We start from the raw sequence: 23,097 nt of genomic DNA, 5'->3' as shown, positions 1-23,097 counted from the left end.
AGGGAGGTCTTGCATGGGTCGCATTGTCCAGAAGTTCGGCGGGTCGTCGGTGGCCGACGCCGAGTCGATCAAGCGCGTGGCGCGGCGCATCGCCCGCACGCGGGCCGACGGTCACGACGTGATCATCGTCATCTCGGCCATGGGCGACACCACGGACGAACTGATGGACCTGGCGCTCCAGGTCTCGCCGCAACCCAAGTCGCGCGAGCTGGACATGCTGCTCACCACCGGCGAGAGGCAGTCCGCCGCCCTCCTGGCGATGGCGCTGTCGGACCTGGGCGTCGATGCCGTGTCATACACCGGCTCGCAGGCGGGTGTGATCACCACCCCCACCCACGGCAACGCCCGCATCATCGACATCACTCCCGGCCGCGTCGAGAGGGCGCTGGAGGAGGGCAACGTGGCCATCGTCGCCGGCTTCCAGGGCGTGTCCCAGACCACGAAGGACGTCACCACGCTGGGCCGCGGGGCCTCGGACACCACCGCCGTGGCGCTGGCCGCGGCGCTGGGCGCGGACTTCTGCGAGATCTACTCCGACGTCGACGGCGTGTACACCGCGGACCCGCGGATCGTGCCGTCCGCGCGCCACATCCGCGCCATCGGCTACGAGGACATGATGGAGATGGCCGCCTCCGGCGCCAAGATCCTGCACCTGCGCTGCGTCGAGTACGCGCGCCGCGAGGGAGTGCCGGTCCACGTGCGCTCCTCCTTCTCCGACAAGCCGGGCACCTGGGTGAAGAGCCAGGACGAGATCGACAAGGACGAATCCATGGAAGAAGCCATCATCACCGGTGTCGCGCACGACCGCGGCGAGGCGAAGGTCACCGTCGCCGGAGTCCCGGACAAGGTCGGCGAGGCCGCGCGCATCTTCAAGGCCATCGCGGAGCACGACATCAACATCGACATGATCGTGCAGAACGTCTCGCGCCTGAGCGACGTGAAGACCGACATCTCCTTCACCCTCCCCATGGCCGACGGGGCCCGCGCCATCGAGGCGCTGGAGGCGATCAAGGACGAGGTGGGCTTCGAGGAGCTGCTGTACGACGACCAGATCGGCAAGGTGTCCGTCGTGGGCGTGGGCATGCGGTCGCACCCAGGCGTCTCGGCCACCTTCTTCGAGGCCCTCGCCAGCGTCGAGGTGAACCTGCAGATGATCTCCACCTCGGAGATCCGGATCTCGGTCATCGTGGGCGCGGACGACGTGGACCGCGCCGTCCAGGCCGCGCATTCGGCGTTCGGGCTGGACGCCGACGAGGCCGCCACCGTGTACGCGGGCACTGGCCGGTAGGGGTTCGCCGGTGCCCGGGGCCTGCCACTAAGGTGGCAGCAACTCCGGAGGAACCATGTCCCGTCCCAGCCGCCGCGGCTTCCTGTCTGCACTGGCCGTCGCCGCCGTCGCGCCGCTGACCGCCTGCCCGGCGGCGCCGTCGGACGGGAGCGCCTCCCCCACCCCCAGCCCGTCCCCCTCTCCGAGCGCCCTGCCGTTCGGCCTGGTGGTCCCCTCGCGGATCCGTGCGGTGGTCTTCGACGGCGCGTTCGGCACCGACTACGTCGAGTTCGCGGCCGAGACCCTGGAGGCCGCTTACGACGGCGTGCGGGTGAGCATCTCGGCCACCGACGACGTGCTCGGCACCATGGAGCCCCTCCTCGCGGACGGCGCCACCCCGCCGGACCTCGTCGACAACTCGGGCGCGCTGCTGCTCCCCGTCGGCAAGCTGGCGGACCGGTTCGAGTCGCTCGACGACCTGATCGAGGGCCCAAACCTGGAGGGCCAGCCCATCGGCGAGACGCTGTACCACGGCGTGCTCGAGGCCGGCACCTTCAACGACAGGCTGATCGCCCTCAACTACGCGCTGTCCGTCTACGGCCTGTGGTACTCCGCACCCAGGTTCGCGGCCGAGGGGTGGGCGGTCCCCGCCACGTGGGACAGGCTGCTGGACCTGGGCGAGCTCGCCCGGGCCCAGGGCCGCTACCTGTTCGTGTGGGGCGACGAGGCGGCCGAGTACTACCAGGAGCTGGCGATCGCCTCGGCGATCAAGGAGGGCGGGCACGAGGTCCGGGTGGCGCTGGACAACCTCGCGGAGGACTCCTGGACCCACCCGGCGATGGTCGGCGTGCTGGAGCAGCTGGAGCAGTGCGTGAGCGCGGGCTTCGTGCTGCGGGGAGGCCCCTACCTCGAGGCGCAGGCGCTGTGGGCGCGGGACCTGTCTGCCCTGTTCTACCCGTCCGGCGCCTGGATCGCGGCCGAGATGCAGGCGGTGGAGGCGCAGGACTTCGGGATGACCGCCTCCCCGGTGCCCACGCTCACCGCCGCGCCAACCCTGCCCCAGACCGCGATCCACGCCTCGCCCACGGAGCAGTTCCTCGTGCCGCGCGACGCGGCAAACGTGGCGGGGGGCAAGGAGCTGCTGCGCACCATGCTGTCCCGCGAGGCCACCACGCTCTTCTCCGGGACCCGCCTCATCCCGACGGTGGTGCGTGAGTCCGTCCCCAGCGATCTGGAGTCAACGGCGCTGGCGTCGCAGACGAGGCTCCTGGCGGACGCCGGCGAGCACGTGTTCACGTGGCGCTTCGTCACCCACTACGGTCTCGGCCCCGAGACCAACGCGGCCTGGGCGCAGTTCCTCGGCGGCTCGATGACCGCGGCCGCCCTCGCGGAACGCTTGCAGGCCGCCTCGGACCGCGTCCGCAACGATCCCACCGTGGAGCGCTACACCGTCGAGTGACAGCGTCCGTCAGCGACGGCGGCCGGTGCCGAAGACGCCACGGATGATCTCCCGGCCCGCGGTGCGGACCAGGTCCTTGAACACGCTGGACCGGGTGACCTGCTCCACCAGGCCGGGGTTCTCCCGCTCGTAGCGGCGGCGGGCGGCCTCCTCCGCGCGTGCCTCCTTCTCCCGGCGGGCCTGTTCCGCCCGGGCCTCCCTCTCGAGCCTGGCCTGCTCCTTGTCCGCGGCCGCGAGTTCCTGCTCGAGCCGGCGCATCTCCTCCTGCCGCTCTGCCTCGAGGCGTTCCTCCTCGGCGCGGGCGGCCCCGTCGGCCAGTTTCCGGGTGAGGACCTCGTAGGCCGAGTGCCTGTCCAGCGGGGTGCCGTACTTCGCGGTGAGGGCGGACAGGGCCACGCCTGCCCGCAGGTGCTCCTCTGGGGTGGGCCCCATCTGGGACTCGGGCGCCCAGATGCGCGTCCAGGCCACCGGCGTGGGGGCGCCCCTCTCGCCCATCACGGTCACGATCGCCTCGCCGATACCCAGCTGCTGCAGCACCTCCTCCAGGTCGTAGCCCGACGTGGGGTAGGTGGAGACGGTGGCCCGCAGCGCCTTCGCGTCGTTGGGGGTGTGGGCTCGGAGCTGATGCTGGATGCGCGAGCCGAGCTGGGCGAGCACGTCGTCGGGTACGTCCTTCGGCGTCTGGGTGACGAAGAAGATGCCCACACCCTTGGACCTGATGAGCCGCACCGTCTGCGTGATGGCGTCGAGGAACGCGTCAGAGGCGTCGTTGAAGAGCAGGTGCGCCTCGTCGAAGAAGAACACGAGCTTCGGCTTGTCGATGTCGCCCACCTCGGGCAGCGAGGTGAACAGGTCCGCCAGCAACCACATCAGGAAGGTGGAGAAGAGCGCCGGCCGGGCGATCAGCTGGGGCAGTTCCAGCAGCGAAACCACTCCCCGGCCGTCCGGCGCGATGCGCAACAGGTCGTCGGGGTCGAACTCCGGCTCGCCGAAGAACACGTCGGCGCCCTGGTCCGAGAGGGTCACCAGCGAGCGCAGGATGACCCCGACGGTGGCGCTCGAGATGCCGCCGATGCCCTTGAGCTCCGGCTTGCCCTCATCGGAGATGAGGTACTTGAGCAGCTCGACGAGGTCCTTGAGGTCCAGCAGGGCCAGCCCCGCCTTGTCGGCGTAGTGGAACACCAGCCCCAGCGACGACTCCTGCACCTTGTTCAGCCCCAGCACCTTCGACAGGAGGATGGGCCCGAACGACGAGACCGTGGCCCGGACCGGGACGCCCACGCCCTCACCGCCGAGCGCGTAGAACTCGCACGGGAAGGCGGTCGGCTGCCAGTCCTGCCCCTGCTTCGCAACGCGGGCGAGCAGCTTCTCGGAGCCCTGGGCGGGGGTGGCCATGCCGCTGAGGTCGCCCTTGATGTCGGCGGCGAAGACCGGGACGCCCGCAGAGCTGAGCGCCTCGGCGAGCACCTGCAGGGTCACGGTCTTGCCTGTGCCGGTGGCGCCCGCCACCAGGCCGTGGCGGTTGAACATCGACAGCGGGATCCGGATCGGCGCGTCGACGACGGGGTCGCCGTCGAGGAGCACGCCCAGGGTGGCGGTGGGCGAGTCGAAGGTGTAGCCCGCGGTGATGGTCTGGATGAGTGCCTCGTTGCTCACTCCCCTACTCTGGCACAGCCCCATGGGTTCGGGGCCCAAGGTAGGGTGGCCCCGTGATCTTCAAGCGAGTCGGCGATTCCCGCCCCTACCCGGACCACGGCTTCACGCAGAAGCAGTGGATCGCGATCGCGCCCCACCAGGTCCGGCTCGACGAGCTGGTCACCACCAAGCGGACGCTGGACCTCGAGGCCCTCCTGGAGGAGGACTCGACGTTCTACGGCGACCTCTTCGCCCACGTCGTGTCCTACCGTGGAGAGCTCTACCTCGAGGACGGTCTCCATCGGGCACTCCGCGCCGCGCTGCAGCAGCGGCAGACCATGCACGCGCGCGTCCTAGAGTTGAAGTAGTCCCTCCCCGCCTCCACCGACGAAAGCAGACCCACCCAAGTGCGCATCTTCAGGCTCATCGCAACCCCGATCCTGCTGTTGGGGCTGCTGGGCCTGCTCCTGTGGGGCGCCAGCTGGGGGTGGAAGGCACTCACCGAGCCCCTCCCCACGCCGTCGCCCACGCCGTGCGTGATGGCCCCGGCGGAGATCGTGACGGTGCCGGATGTGACCGTGCGTGTGTACAACGGCGGCTTCACCAGCGGGCTGGCCAGCCGCGTCAGCGCCCAGCTGGAGACGGCGGGCTTCAACGTCATCAAGGTGGACAACACCGAGGAGCGGATCAAGGGCACCGTGATCCGGGCCAACCGCCAGGAGACCCCGCAGATCCGTCTCGCCGCCTCCTACTTCCTGGATCCGGTCATCGAGTACGACGACAGGGTCGACGGCGTGGTGGACATCTACGTCGGCACGGACTTCGCCGGGTTCGGCCCGGAGCCCTTCTCGCAGGTCAGCGCAGACGGGGGCCAGGTGTGCCGGGTGCCGTCGCCTTCGCCGTCCGCCTCACCCAGCCCCGCGGCACCGTCGCCGGCGGCCACCCCGTAGAAGCGACGGAGGGCCCGTGGGCTCTCCATGAGACGCAGAAAGGGCCGGCTACTCACGTAGCCGGCCCTTGTGGCGGTGATGGAGGGATTTGAACCCCCGGTGGGTTGCCCCACTCTCGCTTTCGAGGCGAGCTCTTTCGGCCGCTCAGACACATCACCGCCGAAAACTTTACCGGCGGTCGCTGGGTTTGACCAATCGGTGCTCCCGGCGGAGGACATGGCCCGCTCCCGAGGGCAAGGCATGGCAACCCCGGTGGCCAGGCCGACCGGGCGCCCGTAAGGTGGGGCCGGTGCGTGACTTTGCGGTGTTGATGAGGGCCCCCGGGTTGGCACTGATCGTGGCCACCCAGCTGGCGGCCCGGCTACCCGCCGGCATGTACTCCCTGGGCGTGCTGATGCACGTCCAGCAGACCCAGGGCAGTTACACCGCCGCCGGCCTGGTGCTGGCCGCGTTCTCCGTCGGCATGGCGGTGGCCGGGCCGCTGGTGTCGCGGCAGCTGAGCCGGTTCGGCACGCTCCCCGTCCTGCTGAGCACCCTGGTGATCTCGGTCACGGCGTTCGCCCTGCTGGCCGTCCTCGACCTCACGCTCCCCTGGCTGATGCTGCTCGGCGCCATCGGCGGCGCGGCCATGCCGCCGGTGATCCCGACCGTCCGCACCCTGTACCCGCAGCTGGCGCCGCAGCACCTCCTCACCGCGCTGTTCAGCTTCGACGCCGCGCTCCAGGAGATCATCTGGGTGATCGGCCCGGTGGCCATCACCATGCTCGTCGCCGGCCTCGGCTCCGGCCCCGCGCTGCTCGTGGTGGTCGCGGTGCAGGTGGTGGGCGGCCTGATGTTCATCCTGGCGCCCAGAGTGCGCGCGCTGAGGATCCCGGCCGCCTCCCGTCGCTTCGGGCGGGTGCTGAGCAACCCGTCGGTGCTCCTCATGTCCGTCACGTCTCTGCTGATGATCGGCGCCTTCGCCTCGATGGAGGCGGCCGTCGTGGCGTCTTTCGGCCACGGCTCCGTCAACGCCGGCCTCGTTCTGGCGATCTCGTCGTTCGGGTCGCTGCTCGGCGGCCTGGCCGCCGGGAACCGCCCCATCACGCGGTGGTCGCTCGCGCTGCGGATGTTCATCGTCGTGGTGGGGTTCGCGATCGCTGCCCTCGTGAGCGGCTTCTGGGCGCTGTCCGCGGCACTGTTCGTCGCCGGGTTCGGGATCGCGCCGGCGCTGGCCGCCGTGTCGTCGGTGATCGCGGGCAGCGTGCCGTTCTCTGACACCGCAGAGGCGTACGGCTGGATCGGCACCGGACAGCTCCTCGGCGCCTCCGTGGGCTCCGCGATGGCCGGCATCGCCATCGACGCGGCGGGCGGCCACGGCGGGATCCTCGTCAGCGTGGGGATCGCGGCCGCCGGGGTCGTCGTCGCCAGCGTGTTCCGCCGGGCGCAGCCGGACCTGCGCAACGGGATCGTGGCGCAGTAGCGCCGGTCAGCGACGCTCGGCGAAGAACCGGTCCAGCACGGCGGAGCATTCGTCGGCGAGCACCCCGGCGGTGACCGCCGGCCGATGGTTCAGGCGTGGGTCGCGGACCACGTCCCACAGAGACGACACCGCCCCCGCCTTCTCGTCGAACGCCCCGAAGACCAGGTGGGCCACCCTGGACGCGACGACCGCCCCCGCGCACATGGTGCACGGCTCGAGGGTGACCACGAGGGTGCAGCCGTTGAGGCGCCACTCGCCGACCACCTCGGCCGCCCGCCTGATGGCCACCACCTCGGCGTGGGCGGTGGGGTCGCCGTGGAGTTCGCGCTCGTTGCCGGCGCGGGCGATCACCTCGCCGTCGGGGTTGAGCACGACCGCGCCGATGGGGACGTCCCCGTGCAGGGCGGCCGCCTCGGCCTCCTCAAGGGCGAGGCGCATGGCGCCGTGCCACCTCGTGCCCAAGGCCGCGGGCTAGTCGTCGAAGGCCTCGACGGCGCGCTCGAACTCCGTCTTGACCTTCAGCTTCGCCGCGATGCGTCCGAGCAGCACGTCCGAGTCCTCGTCGTAGTCCGTGGCGATGGCCTCGAGCTCGAACTGGCGCAGGCCGCTGGCCGCGTACATCCCGAGATCTCCCAGGGGGGCGGGCTCGTCGTCGTCGTCCGGCATCTCCTCGCCGAGGTAGTCCACGACGTCTCGGGCGATGGGCCAGTCGTTGGCGGCCGTGACGTCCGAGAGGAGCACCTCGACGGTGCGCCCGCGCACGCGGCAGATGACGAAGAACTCGCCCGCCACCGACACCCATCCGTCGGCACCCGAATCGCCGGGGAGGCGGCCGAGCTGGTTGATCAGCTCGTCGAGATCGTTGGCCAGATCAACGTCCATCGGCACCGCGACGGCCTTGCCGTCCTCGCGGTAGAGGGCCACGACCAGGTCCACGTCATCCTCGGTGGCGTCCTCGAGATCGTCGAAGTCGTCGAAGTCGTCCTCGGCGTCGTCAGCCTCGTCGGAGTCGTCCTTGTCCGTGTCGGTGAGGTCGAATGGCTCGGCGTCCTCGTCGAATGCGTCCACGGCTGACTCCTTTCATCGCATGGGCCCCCATCCTTGCACGCCGGGCAAGGCGACACACCGCCGGGGGCCGAACCGCTACGCTCCCGGCGCCGGATGTGGGAAGGTAAGGGTCGTGGAACTCTGCGTCGTCACCCATCCCCTCGTCGATCACAAGCTGACCGTCCTGCGCAACAAGCACACCGAGCAGCCGGTGTTCCGGCGGCTCGTGGAGGAGCTCGTGACGTTGCTGGCCTACGAGGCCACCCGCGGCGTCCGCATCACGGAGACCAGCATCGAGACCCCCGTGACCGCCACCACCGGGGTGAAGCTGGCACAGCCGGCCCCGCTCGTGGTCCCCATCCTCCGCGCGGGCCTCGGCATGCTCGACGGGATGCTGCGGCTGATGCCCACCGCCGAGGTGGGATTCCTGGGCATGATCCGTGATGAGGTCACCCTCCAACCCGTCACCTACGCCGAGCGTCTGCCCAACGACCTGTCGGGGCGCCAGTGCTACGTCCTCGACCCCATGCTTGCCACGGGCGGCTCGCTGGGCGGGGCGGTGCAGTACCTGGTGGACCGCGGCGCGGACGACATCACCTGCATCTGTCTGCTCGCGGCCCCCGAGGGCATCGAGAAGCTCAACCGCCTGCTGGCGGACCTGGATGTGCCCTGCACCCTCGTGGTGGCCGCCGTCGACGAGCGCCTCAACGAGCACGGCTACATCGTGCCGGGGCTCGGCGACGCGGGCGACCGGCTGTACGGCCTGGCCGACTGACTCACTGACAGGCTCCTTCGGCCCCGCGTCTGCATCTTTCTCGCTGTGGGGCCGCAGCTGTGCATATGCACGCAGTCGGCCCCACAGCGAGAGATGTGCGGAGATGGGGCCGGATGGTGAGGCGTGACGGGCGTCGGCTAACGTGACCGGATGGCTGGTCCGACGGCAGGCTGGGTGCCGAAGCAACACGGGGCGTGGGCGATGCTCGTCGTGCCGTACCTTGCGGGACTGTTGATGGCCCGGGATGCGCGCCCCCTGGGCCCCGGAGACCTCACGCTCGGGCTGACCTGGCTCCTCGGCTACTTCGCCTACAACGCCGCCACCCTGACGCTGAAGGCGCCGGCCGTCCGTCGCTCCCGATACATGCCCGCGCTCCTCGTCTACGGCGTCGCGACGGCCCTCATGGGCCTCGGGACCCTCGTCATCCTTGGGCCGTCGCTGCTGTGGTGGGCCCCGGTCTACGCGGTGCTGGTCTCGTGGGCGCTGTGGCTGGCGTCGTCGAGGAGGGAACGATCACTGCAGTCGGGCGTCCTCACCGTCATCGCCTCATGTGGGCTGATGGCCGTTCTCCAGCCGTGGGGCGCCGACGACCCCAACCGCTGGCGCGACGTGGCCATGATGCTCGCGCTCACCGCGTACTTCGTGGGCACCGTGCTCCACGTCAAGGCGCTGATCCGGGAGCGGAACGACCCCGCCTCGGCCGTGCGGTCGCAGGCGTACCACGGGGCGCTGGCGCTCGTGATGATCGCGGCCGTCGGCGCCGGCTGGATGGGTTGGTGGTGGCTGACGTGGGCTGCGGCGCTGGTGGCGAGGTCCTTCTGGATGCCGCTGGCCCCGCGTCGCCCCGCCCAGATCGGCGTGATGGAGATCCTGCTCTCGACCTGGGCGCTGGCCCTGGTGGTTCTCGGCTGACGCCGCCTCAGTAGTAGTACGGGAACCTCGACCAGTCGGGGGCCCGCTTCTCCAGGAACGAGTCGCGACCCTCGACGGCCTCGTCGGTCATGTAGGCCAGGCGGGTGGTCTCGCCGGCGAACACCTGCTGGCCGATGAGCCCGTCGTCGATGGCATTGAACGCGAACTTCAGCATCCGCTGCGCCGTCGGCGACTTTCCGCAGATCTTCGCGGCCCACTCCAGCCCGACATCCTCCAGCGCCTCGTGCGGCACGACCCGGTTGACCATGCCCATGCGGTGGGCGTCCTCGGCGTCGTGCACGTCGCCCAGGAAGAAGATCTCGCGGGCGAACTTCTGCCCCACCTGCCGTGCGAGGTAGGCCGAGCCGAAACCGGCGTCGAAGGAGCCGACGTCGGCGTCCGTCTGCTTGAACTTCGCGTGCTCCCGCGACGCGAGCGTCAGGTCCGCCACCACGTGCAGCGAGTGCCCCCCACCGGCGGCCCACCCGTTGACCAGTGCGATGACCACCTTCGGCATGAAGCGGATCAGCCGCTGCACCTCGAGGATGTGCAGGCGGCCCAGCTTCGCGGCGTCCACGCTCTCCGCGGTCTCGCCCTCGGCGTACTGGTAGCCGGCGCGGCCGCGGATCCGCTGGTCCCCACCCGAACAGAAGGCCCAGCCGCCGTCCTTCGGGGAGGGTCCGTTGCCGGTGAGCAGCACGCAGCCGATGTCCGATGACGTCCTCGCGTGCTCCAGCGCACGGTACAGCTCGTCGACGGTGTGCGGGCGGAAGGCGTTGCGGACCTCCGGCCGGTCGAACGCGATCCGCACCGCCGGCACCTCACGGGACCGGTGGTAGGTGATGTCGGTGAACTCGAAACCCTCTACCTCGTCCCACAGCTCGGGACGGAACGGATTGCCGGAGGTGCTCATGGGGCGAGCCTATCGGCCGGGGACCCGGAGGACCTCGGCGATGCGGTCGGGCAGGTTCGTGATCACGGCGTCGACTCCGAGCGCTACGAGCCAGCGGGCGTCGTCGTCCTTGTTGACCGTCCAGGCGTTGACCTTGATTCCCTCCTCGTGGCAGAGCCACACGAAGTTGGGGTGCTGCAGCGCCAGGTAGTGCGGGTGGATGGCGCCGGCGCCGAACCACTTCGCGTACTTCCAGGGATCGTAGATGCCGTCGGACATCAACAGCCCGAGCTGCCCCGGCGCGACCCGTCCCCGTAGGTTGGCCAGCGAGAAGTGGTTGAACGACGAGATGAGGACCTGGTCGAGCATCCCGGCGTCCTGAACGATGCGCAGCACGTCGTCCTCGAGGCCGGGGTAGAGCACGATCGTGTTCTTGAGCTCGATGTTGACGGTGACCCCCGTCCCTCTGAACAGGTCCAGGACCTCACGGAGGGTGGGGATCTTGACGTTGCGCCGGCCCGCGAAACGGTTGGAGAAGTCACACTGCCGAAGCTGCTCCAGCGTCTGGTCCACCACACGGCCGAACCCGTTCGACGTGCGGTTGATGGTCTCGTCATGGATGGCCACCACCTGGCCGTCAGCGGTGCGCTGGACGTCCAGTTCGACGCCGTCGGCGCCCATCTGCAGCGCCAACTGGAATGCGGGGAGGGTGTTCTCGGGCGCGTACGCGCTCGCGCCCCTATGGGCCCAGATCTGTGTCACCGGCTGATTCTCCCACGATCCGCAGCCCCGGCACTCATCGCCGGCGCCCGGCGCCGATGGGTGGACTCAGGAAAAGCGGACGATGTTGTTGAAGACCCACGAGCGCTCCCACGCGTAGATCCAGTCCCCGGAGGCCGTCTGCCTGGACGCGATGACGCTGGCCAGGATGTAGGCGCGGCAGCCGCCGTAGCCCGTGGTGCTGGTGTCGCACTCGGCCTTCCACTCGCGGCCGCCGGAGGTCCAGGTGTACTCCTTCGGACCCGGGGTGCCATGGCCGCCGAGGGGATTGGTGGTCCACAGCGTGCGCTTGCTGGGCTTGTACGTCATGTTGTTGAACGTCCAGTCGTTGGTCTTGACGAACTTCCCGTCGACCACCTTGACGGTGGAGGCCCAGATGTCCGTGAAGCACCGCGTGGTCGACGAGTAAGGCTCGCAGCGCGTCCTCCACTGGCGGCCGTTGAACTCGTGGGTGCCCTCGGTGGTGTAGATGTCGTTGATCCACGTGCCGTTCACCGTGGCCGACGTGTAGGCAACCCCACTGGAGGTGGTGAGGACCGCCCGGAAGGACCATGTGCCCGGGGTGCTCTGGCCCACCGTGAGCGGCAGGTCGAACGTCGCGTCCGAGGCGACGGTGCCGGACGAGTGGTCCGTCCAGGCGCCGTTCAACAGGACCTGCGCCTTGACGCTGCTCCCCTGGAGCCCGGCCGCCGAGCCGCGCAGCCGCGCAGCCTGGTTCACCATCACGGTGGCGATCGCCTGCACCGAGACGCGCGGCAGCCGCTCGAGCGTGAACTCCGCGCTGGTCAGGACCCCCTGAGCGGCGACGGCCTGGACCCGGTACGTGACCTTCCCCGCGACGTTGAGGTTGTAGTCGACGGGGATCGAGAACTGCCCCCTGGAGCCCGCGGCCACCTTCCTGCTCGTGGACCAGCCCGACGGCGTGAGCACCTGGACGAGGATGTCGCGCGCGGCGCCCCCCGGGCTCAAGAGCCCGGTGACGGCGGCGGCCGCGCCCGCATACGCCTTGGTCTGCGGGCGGATGACCAGTTCGGAGGCCGCAGTCGACGGCGTGGTGACGTTGTGCTGGTACAGGTTGTACTTGGTCATCAGGTTGATCACCTTGTTGGCGTACTGCGGATCGGTCGCATAGCCGCCCAGGTGGACCTCGACGATGAAGCGGTCCGGGTTGTCGGTGTAGCTGAAGGCCTTCGCGTAGCGGCTCAGCCGGCTGAGGAAGTAGCCGTGGTCGATGAACGACTTCTCGGGGGTGTCGTACTTCCTGAAGCTCGCGGTGGTGGTGTAGGCCGTGCCGTTGGCGTCGTACTCCGTCGTCGAGACGCTGTAGCAGCCGTTCTGGTACGGGCTCGCCGTCGATGAACACTTGATGCCGAACCAGTTGTTGGCGTTCTTCGTGAGCCCGGACTCACCCATCCCCGATTCCAGCATCGCCTGCGCGATCGCCACGGAAGCCGGTACGCCGTACTCGCGCTCCTCGGCCTGCGCCCAGGCGGCTGTTCTGGTCACGAAGGTCGCGGCGTCCAGTGCGGCCGCGGGACGCGGCATGGGCAGCATGACAGCAGCGAGTGCGAGGACCAGCAGTGCACGGACGAGGGTGCGCGGGGAAGGCATGGCCGTATTCAATCCGGTGACCGGGGATCTGACCACCGCAATGTCAGGCACAGGTTGAGGTCTGGCACGGGCCCCGACGCCCCTGCGGCGTGCCGCACCACCCGCTGCGGTACACCACGGCCGGCCGCTGATCGGGTGGCGGTTCGACGAGGCCGGAGAAATGACCGAGGCGCCGGGTGCGGACACCCGGCGCCTCATCCAGCGCGCTCGGAGGGACTCGAACCCCCAACCTTCTGATCCGTAGTCAGATGCTCTATCCGTTGAGCCACGAGCGCTGGCCCGCGAAACTATACGCGACCCCGGGAGGATGGGCAAAACGGGCCGTCCGTGCCCCCTCCGTCCGGGAGGGGGCTACGCCGGTCTTCCAGCGGGGACTCATCCGTGCACATGGGCAGAGGCTGCCGCACAGGGCGATCGCCGGCACCGCCCCACCGGGACGGTGATGTCGCATTCCTGCGAGAACCCGGGCTGTCCGTGCGTCATGCTGGGTGTCATGCACGACGACACGGCCGCCTGCCTCCGCGCCATCCGGGCCAAGGACGCGCGTTTCGACGGCCGCTTCGTCACTGCCGTGACCTCGACGGGGATCTACTGCAGGCCGAGCTGCCCCGGCCGCACCCCCCATCCCCGCAACGTCCGCTTCTTCCCGACCGCCGCCGCCGCGCAGCTCGCCGGGTTCAGGGCCTGCAAGCGCTGCCTGCCCGGAGCCGCACCCGGCTCGCCCGAATGGGACGTCCGCGGCGACGCCGTCGCCCGCGCGGTCCGGCTCATCGACGACGGCGTCGTGGACCGCGAGGGCGTCGTCGGCCTGGCCGCGCGGCTGGGCTACTCCGTGCGGCAGGTGCAGAGGCTGCTGGACGAGGGGGTGGGCGCCGGCCCCCTGGCCCTGGCCCGGACCCGCCGGGCGCACACGGCCAGGACGCTGCTCGAAGCCACGGCGCTGCCGCTCACCGACGTGGCGTTCGCCTCGGGGTTCTCGAGCCTGCGCTCCTTCAACGCCACGCTCCGGGAGGTCTACGACGCCACGCCGAGCCAGCTGCGGCGGCCGTCGAGCGCGCCTGCCCCCCGCTCCGACGGTGGCCTCACCTTCGTCGACCTCACCCTCCCCGTCCGTCGGCCCTTCTGCCCGTGCAACGTGTTCGGCCACCTCATCGCCACCGCCGTCGAGGGCGTCGAGTCCTTCCACGAGGGCGCCTACCACCGCACCCTGCGGCTCCCCGGGGGCCACGGCGTCGTCTCGCTGAGGCCGGGACCCAGGGGGGTCGCGGCCCGGCTCGGGGTCAGCGACCTTGTTCAGCTGCCCACCGCCATCGCCCGCATCAGGCGTCTCCTGGATCTCGACGCAGACCCCGTCGCCGTCGACGATCTCCTCGCCTCGGACCCCCTCCTCGCGCCCCTGGTCCGGGCTCATCCTGGGCGGAGGGTTCCACGCGGGATCGACGGCGAGGAGGTCGCCTTCCGGATCCTGCTGGGGCAGCAGGTCTCGACGGCCGCGGCACGGACCCACGGCGCCCGACTGGTCGCCGCCGTCGGCACCCCGGTGGAGACCGGAATCGCTGGCCTGGATCGCCTGTTCCCCACGGCCGACGCGGTCGCGGAGGCACCCGACGACGCTCTGGCCTTCCCCGCCTCCCGCCGCGACACTGTCCGCACGCTGGCGCGCGCACTGGCCGAAGGCCGCTTGGACCTCTCCGTCGGCGCCGACCGCGACACCGCCCGCGCAGGGCTCGCCGCCCTCAAGGGGATCGGCCCGTGGACCGTCGAGATGATCGCCATGCGAGGGCTCGGCGACCCCGACGCCTTCCCCGCCACCGACCTCGGCGTGATCCGGGCCGCCGCCGAACTCGGGGTCGACGTCGCCGCGCGGTCCGCGCGCTGGCGGCCCTGGCGGTCCTACGCCACCCAGCACCTGTGGGCGCTCACGCCCCACGCCGTCAACTCGATCCCGGGGCACCCCGGTTGTCAGGAGAAGCCATGAACTACAGCGTGATGGAGTCGCCCATCGGAGCGTTGACCATCGTCTCGTCCGACGGGGCGCTGGTGGCGGTCCTCATGGACGGGCACCACCGCCCGCCCGTGCCCGAGTCCGCCTGGGGCGAGCGGGTCGACGACGCGCTCCCGGAGGCCACCCGGCAGCTGACCGAGTACTTCGCCGGCCGGCGGCGGGAATTCGACCTCCCGCTGGCACCGTCGGGCACGGACTTCCAGCGGCAGGTGTGGGCGGCGCTCGCCGAGATCCCGTACGGGGAGACCCGCAGCTACGGCCAGATCGCCGCGGCGATCGGCCGCCCCGGCGCCTCGCGCGCCGTGGGCATGGCCAACGGCAGGAATCCGGTGAGCGTGGTGGTGCCCTGTCACCGCGTGGTGGGGGCGAGCGGTTCGCTGACCGGCTACGCCGGTGGCCCCGAACGCAAGCAGTTCCTGCTCGACCTTGAGCGCGGCAACGACGGAGCCCCCGGGAACTGACGTGTCCCGGGGGCTCGATCATGACTGGCGGAGGCGGCGGGATTTGAACCCGCGATGGGGTTGAAGCCCCAAACCCGCTTAGCAGGCGGGCGCCATAGACCGTACTAGGCGACACCTCCAGTGCCGTCACAGCCTAGCCGAGCCCCGAGCCAAGCGGCAAACACCCGGGAGCCGACCGGCACGGGGGCACAGGGAGCTCTGAGGGCGTCGGGTTACACTGGCGCGCAGGAGGAGCCGAATGAGCGAAGACCCCAGGGCCCGCCGCGCCGCCCCCGACGAGGGACCCGCCGCCGCAGGGCCCACGTCCGGGAGCACGCCGTCGCGCGCCTTCGAGGGCACGAGCGGCCCCGGGCCCGAGTCGGGAACCGATGAGCTCCCCTTCCTCGCCAACGTCCGCCATCGGATGGCCGCGGACGACGCCTCCCGGGAGCCGTCGCTGCGCCGGTCCCTCGGCCTCACCGCCCTCTCCACTCTCATCCCGGGCCTCGGGCTCCTGGGAGCCCGGCGGCCGGCCCTCAGGGCGCTCGGCCTGATCACTGGCCTGGCGGCCCTGGTCGGCGTCGTCTCGCTGGCGTACTGGGCCTCGACGAACACCACCCGGGTGGCCGTACTCGCCGTGAGCCCCGGGTTCCTCGCCTCCGCCAGTCTCGCTCTCATCGCGCTCGGGCTGATCTGGGTGGCGCTCATCACCCTGACCCAGGTGACCACCCGCCCACGGCACCTGTCGAACGGCCGCCGCGCCGTGGGCGCGGTGCTGGTGACCGCGCTGGCGTTCGGTGTCGCGGCGCCGTCGGCCATCGGCGCCCGCTACGCGCGGGACCAGGTGCTGCTGGTGGAGAACGTGTTCACCGCCGGCGAGGACGAGGTCCAGTCCTCCAGCCGGCCGACGCTCGAGGCCAGCGAGGGCACCGACCCGTTCGCCGACATCCCCCGGATCAACATCCTGCTGCTGGGCGCCGACGGCAACGCGGCCCGCGCCGACGCCGTCGAGCAGTACAGCATCCGCACCGACACCATCATGCTGGCGTCGATCGACACCAGGACCGGCGCCACCACGCTGATCCAGATCCCCCGCAACCTCCAGTACACGCCGTTCCCCGAGGGCAGCGAGATGGCCGAGGCGTTCCCCCGCGGCTTCCGCGGCGAGCCGGCCGAGGACTGGTTCATCAACAGCATCTGGGCCCACACCGAGCTCGGCTACCCCGACCTGTTCGCCGGCGCCACGTATCGCGGCGCGGAGGCGCTCAAACAGGGTGTCGAGGGCGTGACGGGGCTCAAGGTGGACTACTTCGCCATGCTCAACATCGACGGCATCAAGAACCTGATCGACGCCATGGGTGGCGTCACCGTCAACATCAACCAGCGCCTGGCCATCGGCGGCAATTCGGAGGGCAAACGGCCGTCGGGGTACCTCGAGCCAGGCCCCGACCAGCACCTCATGGGCTACGAGGCCATGTGGTACGCCCGCAGCCGCCTGGACTACTCGGACTACGACCGGATGGCCAGGCAGTCCTGCCTGGTGGGCGCCATCATCAAGCAGGCCAACCCCGCCACGATGTTGACCCGATACGAGGCGATCGCCGCGGCGTCGTCGCAGATGGTGGTCACCGACATCCCGCAGCGGGACCTGACCGAGATCGTCGAGCTCGCGCTGCGCGTCAAGGACGGCCAGGTCACCCGGCTCGTCTTCTCGCCGGGCAAGAACGGGTACTCCTACGCCGACCCGGACTTCGACGCCATGCGTGCCGCGGTGGACGAGGCAATCAACCCGGCCACTCCGAGCCCCACCCCGGCGCCGTCGGGCTCACCGGCCACCACGTCGTCCGCGTCGCCTTCGGCGGCACCGCAGCCATCGGCGTCGCCGTCGGCCTCCGAGGCCCCTGAACTGGCCGACGGCGCGCAGAACGTGACGGACGTCTGCGCGTGGCACGGCGGGGACAGCGAAGAGGGCTGAGCCCGAGCGCTACCCCTTCGCGGCGCGGAGACGCGCGCGAATGTCGTTCAGGACCGCGTCGATCTGGGCGCGATCCCCGCCGGGGAACAGCAGGTGCGTGCGCCGGACGGCCCCGTGGTAGATGGTGACGTGAGAACCCTCCTGGGACTGCGTCACCTTGCTCACGTCCGCCCACTCCCCCGAGTGTTCAACCCCGGGCCCCACGAAGCTGTAGCCGTCGTCGGTCAGCGTGAACCTGGCCGCGAAACGGTTCATCGACACCAGCGCCATCACCATGAGCCCCACCCCCGCGGCGAGCAGCAGCCCGGCGATGACCACGACGACCACGTGCCAGCCCTGGCTGAGCGCGGCCACGAGCAGGACGGCGCCGGCCAGGGCCGCGACGGCGGCAGTGACGAAGGCACGCACAGGCGGCTGCGGCTTGATGACGTGGATGCTCTCGGCCATGGCGGCAAGCCTACCGAGAGGAGCCCGCGACCCTCGGGACGCCGGGCGTGGCGGCGAGGGTGGGATTCGAACCCACGGAGAGTTGCCCCTCGGCCGCTTTCAAGGCGGCTGCACTAGTCCACTATGCGACCTCGCCAGTGCGCGACCATGCTACCGCCTCCCCGCCCCCGGGGTATCGTGGCCTCCCGGCCGGGTCCACCGGGCCGCCGTCGAGAGGGGTGAGGTGCCGCCGAAGTCGCCGCTGCCACCGCGCCGTGGCCTCCAGGCCGCCTGGGTGCGCACTCCCGACCGTGACCCCGGAAACCCGCTGCCCTGGCCGACGATGCGCGACTGGCTGGTGCACAAGCTCGCCCCCTCCCCCGAGGACGTCGACGACATGCTGGGCCGGGGCGTCTTCGTCGACGACCGCGGCCGTCCGTGGAGCGGGCGCGAACCGTATCAGCCACACACCTTCGTGTGGTTCCACCGGGAGCTGCGGGAGGAGGCCCCGGTCCCGGGGGAGCTGACGCTCCTGCACCTCGACGAGCGGGTGGCGGTGTTCGACAAGCCGCACTTCCTCTCCACGATCCCGCGGGGTCGCCACGTGACCGAGTCCGCCGTCGTCAAGGGACGCCGGCTCCTGGACCTCCCCGGGCTGTCGGCCGCCCACCGCCTCGACCGCGGCACCGCCGGGGTGCTGCTCATGACGACGGAGAAGCGCTGGAGGGCCGCCTACCACTCGGTGTTCACGCACCGGACCGCCGTGAAGACGTACCGGGCCATCGCGGGCGTCGACCCCTCGCTCACCTTCCCGCTCCGGGTGGAGTCCCACCTCGTCAAGCGGGTGGGCACCCTCCAGGCCGAGACCCTCGACCTTCCGCCCAACGCCACCACCGACATCGACCTCCTCGAGACCCGCGGCGCCCACGCCCTGTACGAGGTCCGTCCGCTGACCGGCCGCACCCACCAGATCCGGGCGCACTTCAACCAGTTGGGCATCCCGCTGCTCGGCGACCCGCTCTACCCCGAGGTGCTGCCCACCGGCATCGACGACTTCAGCACCCCTCTGCGCCTGCTCGCGTACCGGCTGGAGTTCCCGGACCCCGTCGACGGCTCGCCGCGCAGCTTCGTCAGCTCCCGGGAACTCGACTGGCCCGCCTGATCCCGCCGGCGGGGTTAGGGTGAGGAATGGCTCTCACCCGCACCCAGGCCTCCGAGGCGCTCCCCTCCTGGCGCTACCTGCTCGGACGCATGCACCTCACCGTCGACGCCGGCTCTTTCGCTGACGCGCTGGGCCTCGTCAACGAAGTCGGCCGGATCGCGGAGGAGCTCAACCACCACCCGGAGATCGACATCCGCTACTCCCGGGTACACCTCGCCGTGTCCAGCCACGACGCGGGCGGCATCACGGACCGCGACGTGGCGTTCGGGGAGGCCGTGAGCAGCCTCATCGCCTCGCGCGGGCTCGACCCGGTGACGGCGGACCTCGCCGCTTTCGAGGTGGCCATCGACGCGCTCGACATCCCCGCGGTCCTCCCCTTCTGGAGGGCGGTCACGGGCTACGCCGACGACGGGCCGGAGGCGCTCGTCGACCCTCAGCTGATCGGACCGCCGATCTGGTTCCAGCAGATGGATCAGCCCCGCCCGCAGCGCAACCGGATCCACATCGACCTCACCGTGCCCCACGACGAGCTCCGCGCCCGCCTGGACCGGGCGCTCGCCGCGGGTGGCACGCTGCTGAGCGACGCGGCGGCCCCAAGCTTCTGGGTGCTCGCGGACCCCGAGGGCAACGAAGTGTGTCTGTGCACGTGGCAGGGCCGCGACGAGTGGGACGCGGCCGAGGGGTGACCACCCCGCCCCTGTGGCAGGCTGGGCGCATGCGCGCAGTGATCGTGGAGACCCCCGGAGACATCGACGCCCTCACCCTCGGCGAGGCGCCCACCCCCACCCCCGGACCGGGCGAGGTGCTCGTGCGGACGGTGGCCTCGGGCGTCAACCGTGCAGACGTGCTGCAGCGGCAGGGGCACTACCCGCCGCCCCCCGGCGAGAGCGAGATCATCGGGCTCGAGGCCTCCGGCGTGGTGGAGGAGGTCGGCGAGGGCGTCCAGCGATGGCGTAAGGGCGACGAGGTGGTGGCCCTCCTGGCCGGCGGGGGCTACGCCGAGTTCTTCGTCGCCCCGGAGGGGCAGCTGATCGCACCTCCGCCGGGGGTCGACCTGGTCTCGGCGGGCGGCGTGCTGGAGGTGGCCGCCACGGTGCTGTCCAACCTCAGGGAGGGGCGGCTGAAGGCCGGCGAGGTGTTCCTGGTGCACGGCGGGGCGGGGGGCATCGGCACGTTCGCCACCCAGTACGCCAAGGCGCTCGGCTCCACCGTCGTGGCCACGGCCGGGAGCCCGGCGAAGCTCGCGCACTGCCTGGCGCACGGCGCCGACCACGCGCTCGACTACCACGACGACTGGGTGGCGGCCCTCAAGGCCGCGACGAAGGGCGCCGACGTGATCCTCGACATCATCGGGGCGAAGTACCTCGAGTCCAACGTGGCCGCGCTGAAGAAGCGGGGGCGAATAGTGGTGATCGGGCTGCAGGGCGGCGTCAAGGGCACCCTCAATCTCGGCGCGCTGCTGAGCAAGCAGGCCACCATCACCGCGACATCGCTGCGCTTCCGACCGGCGGCGGAGAAGGCGGAGATCTGCGCCGCCGTCGAGGCTGAGGTGTGGCCGATGCTCGCCGACGGGCGGATCCGGCTCTCACCGGAGACCCGGATCCCCTTCGACGAGGTACGACGGGCGCACGAGCAACTCACCGCCGGCGACAACGTGGGCAAGATCGTCCTGGTCCACTGACGGGCCGTCGCCCCTCAGCGGTCAGCCCTGGAAGTCGAGCAGCGCGCGCACGGCGCGCTCGGACGCGCGCCCGTCCCCGTAGGGCTCACCCTTGGCGCCGGTGGGCCGCGGCCGGACCATCACGTCGCGCAACTGCGTGAGCTCCGGGTCGAGGATGTTCCAGCCGTCGGCCAGCGTCTCGACCCATTCGGTCTCGGTGCGGATGGTGGTGACGGGCGTGTCCAGGAGGAACGCCTCCTTCTGCAGCCCGCCCGAGTCCGTCACCACGCCGGCAGCGGCCATGACGGCGCGCACCATCTGCGGGTAGGCCAACGGCTCGGACGCCACCAGGCTTCCCGAGGACAGGCTCAGGCCGTGCTTCTCGGCCAGCACCCTGAGCCGCGGGTGCGTGAGGAGGACCACCGGGACGGGGGCGCCCTGGAGGGCGGTGAGAATCGCGGCCAGGCGCGCCGGGTCGTCGGTGTTGTCCGCGCGGTGGATGGTGGCCAGGACGAACGGCCGGTCCGGGTCCACGCCGTCGGGGAGGGCCACCGGCTGGTCGGCGACGGCGTCGCGCGTGGCCAGGCACACGTCGGTCATGACGTCACCCACCAGGACCGTACGGTCACGCAGGCCCTCGTCCGCCAGGTGCTGGACCGCCACCTCGGTGGGGGCCAGGAGCAGGTCCGCGAGGTGGTCGGTGACGATCCGGTTGTGCTCCTCCGGCATCCGCCGGTTGAAGGACCTGAGGCCGGCCTCGAGGTGGGCCAGCTTGATGTGCATCTTGACGGCCGCCAGCGCCGCCGCGGCGGTGGAGTTCGTGTCCCCGTAGGCCAGCACCCAGTCCGGCTGGAAGCGCTCGAGCACCTCGTCCATCTGCGCGAGCATGGCGCCCGTCTGGCGCCCGTGGGTGCCGGACCCCACCCCGAGATGCGCGTCGGGGGCGGGGATGCCGAGGTCGCGGAAGAACACGTCGGACAGGAGGGGATCGTAGTGCTGGCCGGTGTGCACGATGATGTGCTCGACCTCCGGCAGCTCCGCGCAGACGCGCACGATGGGGCCGAGCTTCACGAACTGGGGACGGGCCCCCACCACACTCATGATCTTCACGGGGCCCAGTCTGGCACATGCGCCCCCGACCGGGCGTTGCTGCCGGCGGTGGCCCCGCCTCAGCCTCCGGCGGCCGGACGCACCTCGAGCGAGCCGAACTCGCCCTCGGCAGGCCGGGCCGGGTGGCCGGTCATCGCGCCGTACAGGCCGAGGATCTGCTCCTCCTGCGCCTGCCAGGAGTAGCGCGCCGCCACCTCCGCCACCGCGTAGCGCGACGGGTCGGCCAGCACCTTGGCCGCCTGCTCGCCGAACGAGCGCGGATCCTCGGAGGTGAAGACCTCACCGACGCCGTGCGTGATGACGAACTCGGCCATCAGCTTCGCGTCGGAGACCACCAGCGGCAGCCCCGCGTGCAGGTACTCGAAGAGCTTGTTCGGCATGGCCGCGTCGTGGTTGGGCGAGCCCCCGGGCAGGGGGTGCACCGCGGCGTCCGCCCCCGAGAGGTAGTGCAGGAGCTCGTTCTGCCCGACGGGGCCCACGAAGTGCAGCCTGTCCGCGACGCCGTGCTCGGCCGCAAGCGCTTCCAGCTTGGGGATCATCGGGTGCGGCAGTGGCACGGACACGACCACGAGGTGCGCCTCTGCGGGCAGATGCGCGATCCCCTTGATGATCGTCTCGATGCCGCGCGCCCAGCTCATGGTCCCCGAGTAGACGACGAGCGGCACGTCGGGGCTGAGCCCGGCCGCCTCGCGCACCGTCGTCGGGCCGTCGTGGCGCGAGACGGGGGGCATGTTGAGGAACACGGACGGGCGGGCCGCGAGGCGGTAGGTGTCGCGGAGGACGTCGGCGATGGGCTCCGAGACGGTGGACGTGGCGTCGGCCTGCCCGATCATGGCGCGCTCGCACGCGATCAGCGCCTCATGCGCGGCCACCAGGCCCTGCTCCTGCGGCGGGATCCCGGCGAAGTTCTCGCGGGCGTCGTAGTAGAAGCGCGGCTCCCGGCCCTCGGCGCGGAGCCTGGCGAGAGCCTCGCGGGCCGCCAGGAGCACCTGCGGATGGTGGGCGTGCAGCACGTCCGGCCTGAGGTCGACGAGCAGGTCCGTCAGCGTGTGCGCGATGTCGTAGACCACCGGGAGGTTGCGCTCGACGCCGTCGACGACGAAGGGGTCGGTCAGGCCGGCCCGGCGACGCCGCTCCAGCTGGACGCGGTACCTCAGGTCCTCGGCGAGGGACCCTGCCTTCAGCGCTCCGACCCGTCCCGTCTCCAGCAGCCACTTGGCCGCCGCCTTCGCGGAGGCCGGATTGACGCCGGTGATGCGCTCGCGGTGCACGCGGCGACGGCGGTGTGCCGCCCTGCGCTGCTCGAGGTTGCCGGTGGGGCCGGGCTGCGCCGGTCTCCTGGTCAGCGGCACCCGGATCACCCGGATGCCGTCCCCGAGCACGTACTCGCCGGAGCGGCCTCCCGCCGCCTCCAGCGAGATGATGACGGGCTCGTAGCCGCCGCGGCTGAGCGTGGTGGCGAACTTCTTGACGCGCGAGTCGATGTCCACGGGCGCGTGCCGGAACAGCACCACCCGGGGCGCCGCCAC

General features: G+C 71.0%; 22 protein-coding genes and 4 tRNA genes. 13 read left to right on the top strand and 13 right to left on the bottom strand.

From position 1 onward, the window contains the following. Nucleotides 1-13: 13 nt before the first annotated feature. Together ACZK5D_RS12030 and ngcE are read left to right on the top strand one after the other, a co-directional pair. On the top strand, nucleotides 14-1,288 hold the full coding sequence (locus ACZK5D_RS12030; RefSeq protein WP_463665445.1) for an aspartate kinase: 1,275 nt from the start codon (nucleotides 14-16) through the stop codon (nucleotides 1,286-1,288). Nucleotides 1,289-1,343: 55 nt separating this feature from the next. After that, on the top strand, nucleotides 1,344-2,726 hold the full coding sequence (gene ngcE, locus ACZK5D_RS12025) for an N-acetylglucosamine/diacetylchitobiose ABC transporter substrate-binding protein (RefSeq protein WP_463665444.1): 1,383 nt from the start codon (nucleotides 1,344-1,346) through the stop codon (nucleotides 2,724-2,726). Between the two features lie 9 nt (nucleotides 2,727-2,735). Here ngcE and ACZK5D_RS12020 read toward each other — a convergent pair whose 3' ends face one another. Continuing rightward, the gene (locus ACZK5D_RS12020) at nucleotides 2,736-4,406 is read right to left on the bottom strand and encodes a helicase HerA-like domain-containing protein (RefSeq protein WP_463665443.1); all 1,671 of its coding nucleotides are present in this window, start codon (nucleotides 4,404-4,406) and stop codon (nucleotides 2,736-2,738) included. Nucleotides 4,407-4,435: 29 nt separating this feature from the next. Between ACZK5D_RS12020 and ACZK5D_RS12015 the strand changes: the two genes are divergently transcribed. Both ACZK5D_RS12015 and ACZK5D_RS12010 read left to right on the top strand, forming a co-directional pair. Continuing rightward, a complete protein-coding gene (locus tag ACZK5D_RS12015) occupies nucleotides 4,436-4,729 on the top strand; it encodes a type II toxin-antitoxin system VapB family antitoxin (protein ID WP_458995939.1) in 294 nt (97 codons plus the stop codon). 39 nt (nucleotides 4,730-4,768) lie between these two features. Then, nucleotides 4,769-5,311 carry a LytR C-terminal domain-containing protein gene (locus tag ACZK5D_RS12010; protein WP_458995938.1) on the top strand — a complete coding sequence of 181 codons (543 nt, stop codon included), beginning with the start codon at nucleotides 4,769-4,771 and terminating at the stop codon, nucleotides 5,309-5,311. A gap of 70 nt (nucleotides 5,312-5,381) precedes the next feature. On the opposite strand, the gene ACZK5D_RS12005 is transcribed toward ACZK5D_RS12010, so the two are convergent. Further along, nucleotides 5,382-5,469 (bottom strand) — tRNA-Ser (locus ACZK5D_RS12005). Between the two features lie 131 nt (nucleotides 5,470-5,600). On the opposite strand from ACZK5D_RS12005, the gene ACZK5D_RS12000 reads away from it, so the two are divergent. Further along, on the top strand, nucleotides 5,601-6,773 hold the full coding sequence (locus ACZK5D_RS12000) for an MFS transporter (protein WP_463665442.1): 1,173 nt from the start codon (nucleotides 5,601-5,603) through the stop codon (nucleotides 6,771-6,773). Between the two features lie 6 nt (nucleotides 6,774-6,779). Here the strand turns inward: ACZK5D_RS12000 and tadA are convergent, their stop codons facing one another. Both tadA and ACZK5D_RS11990 read right to left on the bottom strand, forming a co-directional pair. After that, nucleotides 6,780-7,211, bottom strand: coding sequence for a tRNA adenosine(34) deaminase TadA (gene tadA / locus ACZK5D_RS11995; protein ID WP_463665441.1), 432 nt, complete (start codon nucleotides 7,209-7,211; stop codon nucleotides 6,780-6,782). A gap of 33 nt (nucleotides 7,212-7,244) precedes the next feature. Then, nucleotides 7,245-7,841 carry a tRNA adenosine deaminase-associated protein gene (locus tag ACZK5D_RS11990; protein WP_458995935.1) on the bottom strand — a complete coding sequence of 199 codons (597 nt, stop codon included), beginning with the start codon at nucleotides 7,839-7,841 and terminating at the stop codon, nucleotides 7,245-7,247. A gap of 112 nt (nucleotides 7,842-7,953) precedes the next feature. Between ACZK5D_RS11990 and upp the strand changes: the two genes are divergently transcribed. Beyond that, entirely contained in the window at nucleotides 7,954-8,595 is a 642-nt protein-coding gene (upp, locus tag ACZK5D_RS11985) for a uracil phosphoribosyltransferase (protein ID WP_458995934.1), read from the top strand. 150 nt (nucleotides 8,596-8,745) lie between these two features. Continuing rightward, nucleotides 8,746-9,507 carry a YwiC-like family protein gene (locus ACZK5D_RS11980; RefSeq protein ID WP_463665440.1) on the top strand — a complete coding sequence of 254 codons (762 nt, stop codon included), beginning with the start codon at nucleotides 8,746-8,748 and terminating at the stop codon, nucleotides 9,505-9,507. Between the two features lie 7 nt (nucleotides 9,508-9,514). On the opposite strand, the gene ACZK5D_RS11975 is transcribed toward ACZK5D_RS11980, so the two are convergent. From ACZK5D_RS11975 to ACZK5D_RS11960, 4 genes are all read right to left on the bottom strand, one after another. Further along, nucleotides 9,515-10,420: a 1,4-dihydroxy-2-naphthoyl-CoA synthase gene (locus ACZK5D_RS11975; protein ID WP_463665439.1), complete on the bottom strand. Its 906-nt coding sequence runs from the start codon at nucleotides 10,418-10,420 to the stop codon at nucleotides 9,515-9,517. A 9-nt stretch (nucleotides 10,421-10,429) separates the two neighbouring features. Beyond that, complete coding sequence (locus ACZK5D_RS11970; RefSeq protein ID WP_463665438.1) at nucleotides 10,430-11,161, bottom strand: glycerophosphodiester phosphodiesterase; 732 nt, start codon at nucleotides 11,159-11,161, stop codon at nucleotides 10,430-10,432. Nucleotides 11,162-11,227: 66 nt separating this feature from the next. Continuing rightward, the gene (locus ACZK5D_RS11965) at nucleotides 11,228-12,790 is read right to left on the bottom strand and encodes a glucosaminidase domain-containing protein (protein ID WP_463665437.1); all 1,563 of its coding nucleotides are present in this window, start codon (nucleotides 12,788-12,790) and stop codon (nucleotides 11,228-11,230) included. Between the two features lie 202 nt (nucleotides 12,791-12,992). Further along, a tRNA-Arg gene (locus ACZK5D_RS11960) sits at nucleotides 12,993-13,065 on the bottom strand. Between the two features lie 218 nt (nucleotides 13,066-13,283). Between ACZK5D_RS11960 and ACZK5D_RS11955 the strand changes: the two genes are divergently transcribed. Together ACZK5D_RS11955 and ACZK5D_RS11950 are read left to right on the top strand one after the other, a co-directional pair. Continuing rightward, a complete protein-coding gene (locus ACZK5D_RS11955) occupies nucleotides 13,284-14,768 on the top strand; it encodes an AlkA N-terminal domain-containing protein (RefSeq protein ID WP_463665436.1) in 1,485 nt (494 codons plus the stop codon). Next, nucleotides 14,765-15,256 carry a methylated-DNA--[protein]-cysteine S-methyltransferase gene (locus ACZK5D_RS11950; protein WP_463665435.1) on the top strand — a complete coding sequence of 164 codons (492 nt, stop codon included), beginning with the start codon at nucleotides 14,765-14,767 and terminating at the stop codon, nucleotides 15,254-15,256. The genes ACZK5D_RS11955 and ACZK5D_RS11950 overlap by 4 nt, the downstream gene beginning before the upstream one ends. Nucleotides 15,257-15,281: 25 nt before the next feature. Here ACZK5D_RS11950 and ACZK5D_RS11945 read toward each other — a convergent pair. Next, a tRNA-Ser gene (locus tag ACZK5D_RS11945) sits at nucleotides 15,282-15,375 on the bottom strand. Between the two features lie 119 nt (nucleotides 15,376-15,494). Between ACZK5D_RS11945 and ACZK5D_RS11940 the strand changes: the two genes are divergently transcribed. Further along, nucleotides 15,495-17,210, top strand: a complete 1,716-nt coding sequence (locus tag ACZK5D_RS11940; protein ID WP_463665434.1) for an LCP family protein — start codon at nucleotides 15,495-15,497, stop codon at nucleotides 17,208-17,210. 9 nt (nucleotides 17,211-17,219) lie between these two features. On the opposite strand, the gene ACZK5D_RS11935 is transcribed toward ACZK5D_RS11940, so the two are convergent. Beyond that, entirely contained in the window at nucleotides 17,220-17,657 is a 438-nt protein-coding gene (locus ACZK5D_RS11935) for a hypothetical protein (protein ID WP_463665433.1), read from the bottom strand. 48 nt (nucleotides 17,658-17,705) lie between these two features. Next, nucleotides 17,706-17,793 (bottom strand) — tRNA-Ser (locus ACZK5D_RS11930). A gap of 186 nt (nucleotides 17,794-17,979) precedes the next feature. Here ACZK5D_RS11930 and ACZK5D_RS11925 point away from each other — a divergent pair. From ACZK5D_RS11925 to ACZK5D_RS11915, 3 genes are read left to right on the top strand one after another with little or no spacing between them, the layout of a single operon-like run. Further along, on the top strand, nucleotides 17,980-18,798 hold the full coding sequence (locus ACZK5D_RS11925) for a pseudouridine synthase (protein ID WP_463665529.1): 819 nt from the start codon (nucleotides 17,980-17,982) through the stop codon (nucleotides 18,796-18,798). 26 nt (nucleotides 18,799-18,824) lie between these two features. Beyond that, a complete protein-coding gene (locus ACZK5D_RS11920; protein WP_463665432.1) occupies nucleotides 18,825-19,484 on the top strand; it encodes a 4a-hydroxytetrahydrobiopterin dehydratase in 660 nt (219 codons plus the stop codon). A 29-nt stretch (nucleotides 19,485-19,513) separates the two neighbouring features. After that, complete coding sequence (locus ACZK5D_RS11915; protein WP_463665431.1) at nucleotides 19,514-20,479, top strand: NAD(P)H-quinone oxidoreductase; 966 nt, start codon at nucleotides 19,514-19,516, stop codon at nucleotides 20,477-20,479. A 21-nt stretch (nucleotides 20,480-20,500) separates the two neighbouring features. Here ACZK5D_RS11915 and wecB read toward each other — a convergent pair whose 3' ends face one another. Together wecB and ACZK5D_RS11905 are read right to left on the bottom strand one after the other, a co-directional pair. After that, nucleotides 20,501-21,568: a non-hydrolyzing UDP-N-acetylglucosamine 2-epimerase gene (gene wecB / locus ACZK5D_RS11910; RefSeq protein WP_458995922.1), complete on the bottom strand. Its 1,068-nt coding sequence runs from the start codon at nucleotides 21,566-21,568 to the stop codon at nucleotides 20,501-20,503. A 59-nt stretch (nucleotides 21,569-21,627) separates the two neighbouring features. Then, a complete protein-coding gene (locus tag ACZK5D_RS11905) occupies nucleotides 21,628-23,097 on the bottom strand; it encodes a glycosyltransferase family 4 protein (RefSeq protein ID WP_463665430.1) in 1,470 nt (489 codons plus the stop codon).

Source organism: Tessaracoccus yangjingae (assembly GCF_055326235.1).
The sequence above is the reverse complement of the archived record's forward strand: the minus strand, read 5'-3'. Positions and strand labels throughout refer to the sequence as shown.